Raw genomic sequence first — 7,262 nt, forward strand, 5'->3', positions numbered from 1 at the left:
CAGAAGATCGTGATGGAAGACTGGAAATGAAAAACCCGCGCCGTTTCCGGCGCGGGTCTGTCTGTCCAGCCGATAGCAGGAGGCGTCAGGCCACCTTGATGCCGGCCATGCTGTTGAGACGGGTACGGATAATCTCTTCCGCCTCGCGGACCATGCGCGTCACGAGTTCCTGACATGACGGGATGTCATGAATCAGGCCCTGCACCATGCCGGCCGACCAGATGCCATGATCGGGATCGCCTGCTTCATAGACGACCTTGCCGCGCGCGCCGGAAACGAGATGCGCGATATCTTCGATCTTCGCACCGCCCTTCTTCTCGATGGCGACAACTTCCTGGCTGACCGCATTCTTCGCCACGCGTGCCGTGTTGTGGAGCGTGCGGAAGATGAGGTCGGTCTGGCGCTCGTCATTGGCGACGATCTGCTCCTTCACCTTCTGGTGAATGGGGCTTTCCTTGGTGCACATGAAGCGCGTGCCCATGTTGACACCTTCGGCGCCCAGCGCGAGCGCGGCAACGAGGCCACGGGCATCGCCAAAGCCGCCTGACGCGATCATCGGGATCTTCACCTTGTCGGCCGCAGCCGGAATGAGGATCAGGCCCGGGATGTCATCTTCACCGGGATGGCCCGCGCATTCGAAGCCGTCGATCGAGATGGCATCGACGCCCATGCGTTCCGCCGAAAGCGCGTGGCGGACAGCCGTGCACTTGTGGATGACCTTGATGCCGTGCTTCTTGAAATCCTCGACATGTTCCTGTGGCTTGTAGCCAGCCGTTTCGACGATCTTCACGCCCGACTCGATGATCGCGGCGCGATATTCGGCATAGGGCGGCGGCTTCAGCGCAGGCAGAATAGTGAGGTTCACACCGAAGGGCTTGTCGGTCATGCCCTTGCAGCGTGCAATCTCCTTGGCGAGATCTTCAGGCGTGGGCTGCGTCAGCGCGGTGATGAAGCCGAGGGCGCCCGCATTGGCCACAGCCGAGACAAGCTCCGCACGGCCAACCCACTGCATGCCACCCTGCACGATGGGGTGCTCAACCCCGAACAGTTCGGTGAATCTTGTTTTGATCAATTTTCCTCTCCCTCGACGGAGGCCCGGCTCAGAAGGCGGCCAAGCCTCGCACAATTCCGAATGAGGCTGTTTTAGCAGAAGGATTCCACGCTTTGCACGAAGGGAATCGGCTTCTCTCCGGCGAAAACGCCTTGCCGCAGCGTATTCCAAGGCGTGGCACCCAACTCCCCCATGCTTGAAACGATGAGCGATCCGGCGCAATCTCGCTCTTCAGGATCAAACATTTGAATGTTCAGTCATGAACAATGATTCCAACTGGGATGCCTATCGCATCTTTCTTGCCGTGGTGGACACGCAAAGCCTTTCGGGGGCGGGGCGCAGGCTGAAGCTCAGCCATGCAACGGTGGGCCGCCATATCGCGACGCTGGAAAAGCGGCTCGGTGCGAAGCTCTTTGTGCGCGAGCCGACCGGCTATGCACTGACCGGCGCAGGCGAAAGGCTGCGCGCGGAGGTGGAGCCAATGGCGCTCGCAGCCGAGCGCGCGCTTCATGCCGCACTGAGCGCCGATGGAGAAGCGCAGGGCCTTGTCCGCGTCGCCATGCCCCACAGCCTCGCTTCCTACTGGTTCATGCCCTATCTCGCGGAGTTCGAGCAGCGCCATCCCGGTATCGAAATCGAGATCGTGAACGAGGTAACGCAGGTTTCGGTGAAACGCCGCGATGCCGATATCGTGATCCGCCCTTACGGGCCGGGGCGCGAAAATGTCGTCGGCCGAAAGATCGGCCGCATCGGCGTCGGCTTTTATGCCGCGCGCAGCTACGCGGAAAAATTTGGCCTGCCCTCGCGGCGTGAGGAGTGGCGCGACCATCGCATTGTCGGCTTTGGCGGGCTTGCGGCAGAGGTCGAACTCGCAGACTGGCTTGCCCATGTGACGCAGGGCGCGCGCGTTGCGCTGCGGTGCTTTTCGGATGCTGATCTGGTGCAGGCTGTGCGCGCGGGCGTCGGCATTTCCACGCTTGTCTGCATTACCGGCGAACACTATTCCGACCTGGTGCGGATTGCCCCGCAAAAGCTCGCCAACGGGACGGAGATGTGGCTTCTTGCCCATCCCGATCTCCGCGACACAGCACCGGTGCGGGCCGTGATCGATTTTCTCGGTGAGAAGGCAAAGACTGACCGCGACAGGCTAGCAGGACGCAGCGTCAGCATCTGATCGGCAAAGAACACCCCGATGTTCAGGTTTGAACGTTCCGGCGGCGGGGCATTAGGGCCATTATCTTCCGCAACAACAGGAGGATTTCGCAAATGGCTCTACCCGACATTCTGAAGAACCGGCTCGAACTGCCGGTGATCGGTTCGCCGCTGTTCATTGTTTCCGGCCCCGAACTCGTCATCGCCCAGTGCAAGGCTGGCATTGTCGGTTCTTTTCCCGCCCTCAATGCGCGCCCGGCGCATGTGCTGGAAGAATGGATCAAGCGCATTCAGGGAGAGCTTGGCGAATATCAGGCGAAGCACCCGGAAAAGAAGGTTGCGCCCTTTGCGGTGAACCAGATCTGCCACTCCTCGAATGACCGGCTGTCGCAAGACATTGAAGTCTGCACCAAGCTGGAAGTGCCAATCATCATCACCTCACTCCGTCCGCCGGCGGAAGTTGTCGAAGCAGCCCACTCCTATGGCGGCAAAGTCTTCCACGATGTCATCAATGTGAAGCATGCGAAGAAAGCGGCGGAACAGGGTGTCGATGGTCTTATCCTTGTCTGCGCGGGCGCAGGCGGCCATGCGGGCACTCTCTCGCCTTTCGCGCTGGTGCGCGAGGTGAAGCAGTGGTTCAACGGCACGGTCATCCTCTCCGGCGCCATGTCCGATGGCTGGAGCATTGCAGGCGCGCTCGCCATGGGTGCCGATCTTGCCTATCTCGGCACGCGCTTCATCGCTACGGAAGAAGCCAATGCCGATCCGGCGTACAAGCAGAACCTGATCGAATATGCCGCCGATGACATCGTCTATACGAATCTCTTCACGGGCGTGCATGGCAACTATCTCGCGCCCTCCGTTGCGGCGGCGGGGCTCGACCCGAACAATCTGCCCGAGGCCGACAAGTCGAAGATGAATTTCGGCTCGGGCGGCAACATGAAGCAGAAGGCGTGGAAGGACATCTGGGGTTCCGGTCAGGGCATCGGCCAGATCAAGGATGCCCCGCCTGTTGCCGAACTTATTGAACGCATGAAGCGGGAATATGTGCAGGCCTGCCGCGAATTTGCAGAGCGCATGCCGGCCGAAGCGCTGAGTGCCCTGAAGGCGGCGGCGGAATAAGCCTTTTTATCTTTCGAGAGAAGCGAAAGCGGCGGGAGCGATCCTGCCGCTTTTCTTTTCGCGCCTCAGAGATAGTTCTGTGCTGTCACATGAAAAAACTCGACGGCGTGGAGGGTGAGCGCGGAACTGGCAACAACAACGAGAACACGCTCGATACGGCTTTTGAGCGACATGATGTGTTCCTCCGGGGCATCAGGCGGGGAGCGGCTGCAATTTCATTGCTTCCGACGGCAGACAGCCGAGACGACCGAGCGCCGTCGCCACAGCCACATCGAGCGGCGTGTGCGGCTCGTGGCCGAGAAAGGCGAGAAGCCTTGAATTGTCGAGGCGCAGGGGGTGCTGCCAGAGATAGCGCATCTCGCGCATTTCGCGGAACGTCTCGACGAAAGGCGAGAGCAGCGTCAGCGCGAACCAGGGCAGGCGCTTTACCTTAAGATCAGGATTGCGCGCGGCATAGCGGATGGCATCGACCATTTCCACACCCTGACCGAGACAGTGACCGCCAAAGTGGAAGACGGCAAAGCGGTCGAGTTCATCTGCACGTTCGAGAAGCCGGGCCGCCGTCTCCGCCATATCCGGCAGATAGGCCCAGGCATGGCCGAGATGTTCCGCACCCGGATAGGTGATGGAGCGGAGCGCCTTTCCCGGTTTCACCAGCCCTTGTGCAAACCAGTTATTGCCGCCTTGTCGTCCACCGAAGAAGTCACCCGCACGGAGGATCAGAACCGGCACGCCCGCTTTCGACGCCGCATGCAGGCGGCGCTCCAGTTCAACGCGGATTTTTCCCTTTCGCGTTTTCGGATTTTGCGGCGAGGTCTCACTGACAAGCGGAAAGGCATCCGGCCCGAAATTATAGACGGTGCCAGGCAGAAGAATGCGGGCGCCGACAGCCTTTGCCGCTGCAATGGTGTTATCGATCATGGGAAGGACAGTGCCCGCCCAATTGCGATAGCCGGGCGGGTTCACCGCATGGACGATGAGGTCCACCCCTTCGGCTGCCGCGCGGAGGTCTGCCGCGCTCATCGCATCGCCCTTCACCCAGTCAATGAAAGGGAGGTCCGCAAGGTCGCGCGCTGCGGCTTTAGGGCGGCGCTGCATGGCGCGGACCTGCCAGCCATGATTGTGAAGGGCGAGCGCCATCTCGCAGCCAAAGCCGCCGGTAGCGCCAAGGATAAGGGCGGTAGACGCCATTTCTCTGATCTCCTGTCATCGGGTTTGTTGTTTCGACGAGGAGAAAATGGGCTCAATCGCGATAAACATGAATTGCCTAATTATGTCGCCTTATTATACATTTTCGTATGACAGACGCTTCACCCGGCTGGGAACTCTATCGCTCCTTTCTTGCGGTTATCCGTGAGGGGAGCCTTTCAGGTGCCGCGCGGCAGCTTGGCCTGACACAGCCCACGATTGGCCGCCATGTGGATGCACTAGAAGAAGCGCTCGGTACTGCGCTTTTCACCCGCTCGCAAGGCGGGCTTGCGCCTACAGAGCTTGCACTTGCGCTCATCCCCCATGCCGAGGCCATGTCGATGGCGGCTGAAGCACTAAAGCGCACGGCTTCCGGCGCGGCGGTCGAGGAGCGGGGTACCATCCGCATTACAGCGAGCGAGATCATCGGCACGGAGGTGCTGCCCATGATCCTTACCCGCTTCCGCGAGAAGCATCCGCGCATCGCCGTCGAAATCGTGCTGTCCAACCGCACGGATGATCTCATCCGCCGCGATGCGGATATCGCGATCCGGATGGTCCGGCCGACACAATCCTCTCTCGTCGCCCGTAAGTCCGGCTCGGTGAAGATCGGTGTTCATGGCCACAGGAAACTGATCGAGAAGATGGGCGCGCCCTCCTCGCTTCAGGAAGCACGCAATTTTCCCTTTATCGGCTTTGACCGCGAGCCCTCGGCCCGGAGGATGCTGAAGGATTTCGGCATGCCGATCAGTCGCGACCTTTTCGCCTATCGTTGCGACAGTGATGTCGGGCAGTTTGCCGCGCTCAAGGCCGGTTTCGGTTTTGGCTATTGCCAGTATCCGCTCGCAAAGCACTATCCCGACCTCGTTGCCGTCATGCCCGGCATCCATGAGTTCGAACTCGATATCTGGATCGTCATGCATCAAGACCTGAAGACAAGCCGGCGGATGCGCCTCATGTTCGACCATCTGGCGGAGGAGATGACCGCCTATGCCCGCGGCGTGCCTTCTCCGATGCGAGGACGGCGGGCGGGATAAGCGGGTGCGGGGCGGCGTTCTGCCTGCTATATGACAGGCTGAAAATCCCGTGCTCTACCCTAGGTTCGAGGAACATCCATGTCTGAGGCAGCCAAGTCTTCCGCCCCTTCCGGGGAGAAGCCCAACCCCAAGCTCGCGCCTTTCAACTGGCAAGATCCGCTGCTGCTCGATGAGCAACTCACAGAAGAAGAGCGCATGGTCCGCGACAGCACCCGCGCTTATTGCGAGGAAAAGCTCTTTCCGCGCGTGAAGGAAGCGAACCGGCACGAAATCTTCCATCGCGAAATCATGAACGAGATGGGCGCGCAAGGGATGCTCGGGCTGACCCTGCCGGAAAAATATGGCTGCGCGGGTCTGTCCTATGTCTGTTACGGGCTTGCCGCGCGCGAGGTGGAGCGCGTCGATAGCGGCTATCGCTCGGCGATGAGCGTGCAGTCCTCGCTCGTCATGCATCCGATCTATGCCTATGGTACGGAAGCGCAGCGCGAAAAATATTTGCCGAAACTTGCCACCGGCGAATGGGTTGGCTGTTTTGGTCTGACCGAGCCCGACCATGGCTCCGACCCCGGCTCCATGAAGACGCGAGCAGCCAAGGTTGATGGCGGCTATGTGCTGAACGGTGCAAAGATGTGGATCACAAATGCTCCGATCGCCGATCTTGCGGTCGTTTGGGCAAAGACGGATGACGGTACAATCCGCGGCTTCGTGGTGGAGCGGGGCTTCAAGGGTTTCGAGACGCCCAAGATTGAAGGCAAGTTCTCACTGCGCGCTTCCATCACCGGCGAAATCTCGCTTCAGGATGTGTTCGTGCCGGATGAAAACCTGCTGCCGAATGTGCGCGGCCTTGCTGGTCCCTTTGGCTGCCTCAATCGCGCGCGCTATGGCATTGCCTGGGGCGCGATGGGCGCGGCGGAGTTCTGCTGGCATGCGGCGCGGCAATATACGCTCGACCGCACACAATTTGGCCGCCCGCTTGCCGCGAACCAGCTCATCCAGAAAAAGCTCGCCGACATGCAGACCGAAATCGCGCTTGGTCTGCAGGGCTGCCTGCAGCTCGGGCGCCTGTTCGACGAGGACAAGGCGGCTCCTGCCGCCATATCACTCATGAAGCGCAACAATTGCGGCAAGGCGCTCGATATTGCCCGCGTCGCCCGCGACATGCATGGCGGCAATGGTGTGTCGGATGAGTATCACGTCATCCGCCATGTGATGAACCTTGAGGCGGTGAATACCTATGAGGGCACGCATGATGTTCATGCGCTGATCCTTGGCCGCGAACAGACGGGTATTCAGGCCTTTTTCTGATCGACCGGCAGCGCCGCCACGCACACAAAACGGCGTGGCGGCGTCGCAAAGCTCCCTTCCGAATCAGATCGGGCGGCGTATAGTCGGTGCGAGGAGAAAACTTCCCAGGAAGCACAGCTTCATTCTTTCCGTCGCCCGGGCAACCTCGCAGGCGGATGGTGGAAGCACCGGCATAATCGCAGCGCGGCCTTGCGGCCCCGCCAAATAGCGGATTTCTACCGTGAGCCCGCGCAGGTCGATGGAGCGCCCGGAGGACGAACCCGTTCAGGGGGACAGCACGCCGCAAGATGGCGAGCGTGGCACCCATCCGCTCTGGCGGCTTCTGCAGCTCATCCAGAAACATAAATGGCGCTTCTGGGGTGGCATGTCGCTTATCAATGCGGGGCGACTCCTCGAAGCCTTCATGC

Annotated in this window: 7 protein-coding genes; 5 read left to right on the plus strand and 2 right to left on the minus strand. The window is 60.5% G+C overall.

Translation table 11 applies throughout. The features are described from left to right. Positions 1-85: 85 nt before the first annotated feature. Positions 86-1,072, minus strand: coding sequence for an NAD(P)H-dependent flavin oxidoreductase (locus tag WBF74_RS07100; protein WP_424437316.1), 987 nt, complete (start codon positions 1,070-1,072; stop codon positions 86-88). A 238-nt stretch (positions 1,073-1,310) separates the two neighbouring features. Between WBF74_RS07100 and WBF74_RS07105 the strand changes: the two genes are divergently transcribed. Then, positions 1,311-2,225, plus strand: a complete 915-nt coding sequence (locus WBF74_RS07105) for a LysR family transcriptional regulator (RefSeq protein WP_424437318.1) — start codon at positions 1,311-1,313, stop codon at positions 2,223-2,225. Between the two features lie 92 nt (positions 2,226-2,317). After that, positions 2,318-3,325, plus strand: coding sequence for an NAD(P)H-dependent flavin oxidoreductase (locus tag WBF74_RS07110; RefSeq protein ID WP_424437321.1), 1,008 nt, complete (start codon positions 2,318-2,320; stop codon positions 3,323-3,325). A 192-nt stretch (positions 3,326-3,517) separates the two neighbouring features. On the opposite strand, the gene WBF74_RS07115 is transcribed toward WBF74_RS07110, so the two are convergent. Beyond that, positions 3,518-4,516, minus strand: coding sequence for an NAD-dependent epimerase/dehydratase family protein (locus tag WBF74_RS07115; RefSeq protein WP_424437324.1), 999 nt, complete (start codon positions 4,514-4,516; stop codon positions 3,518-3,520). Between the two features lie 107 nt (positions 4,517-4,623). Here WBF74_RS07115 and WBF74_RS07120 point away from each other — a divergent pair, with 107 nt between their 5' ends. The 3 genes from WBF74_RS07120 to WBF74_RS07130 form a co-directional block, all read left to right on the plus strand. Continuing rightward, positions 4,624-5,550 (plus strand): LysR family transcriptional regulator, encoded by a 927-nt coding sequence (locus tag WBF74_RS07120; protein ID WP_424437327.1) that lies wholly within the window; start codon positions 4,624-4,626, stop codon positions 5,548-5,550. Positions 5,551-5,628: 78 nt separating this feature from the next. Further along, complete coding sequence (locus WBF74_RS07125) at positions 5,629-6,855, plus strand: acyl-CoA dehydrogenase (protein WP_424437330.1); 1,227 nt, start codon at positions 5,629-5,631, stop codon at positions 6,853-6,855. 220 nt (positions 6,856-7,075) lie between these two features. Next, the coding region (locus tag WBF74_RS07130) for a hypothetical protein (RefSeq protein ID WP_424437333.1) at positions 7,076-7,262 on the plus strand (187 nt) is incomplete at its 3' end.

The organism is Parvibaculum sp., from assembly GCF_049672805.1.
Taxonomy (GTDB): Bacteria; Pseudomonadota; Alphaproteobacteria; order Parvibaculales; family Parvibaculaceae; genus Parvibaculum.

Coding starts and splice junctions, on each gene's coding strand:
- WBF74_RS07110 (WP_424437321.1), top strand. CDS start 2,318: ATGGCTCTACCCGACATTCTGAAGAACCGGCTCGAACTGCCGGTGATC.
- WBF74_RS07105 (WP_424437318.1), top strand. CDS start 1,311: ATGAACAATGATTCCAACTGGGATGCCTATCGCATCTTTCTTGCCGTG.
- WBF74_RS07115 (WP_424437324.1), bottom strand. CDS start 4,516: ATGGCGTCTACCGCCCTTATCCTTGGCGCTACCGGCGGCTTTGGCTGC.
- WBF74_RS07125 (WP_424437330.1), top strand. CDS start 5,629: ATGTCTGAGGCAGCCAAGTCTTCCGCCCCTTCCGGGGAGAAGCCCAAC.
- WBF74_RS07120 (WP_424437327.1), top strand. CDS start 4,624: ATGACAGACGCTTCACCCGGCTGGGAACTCTATCGCTCCTTTCTTGCG.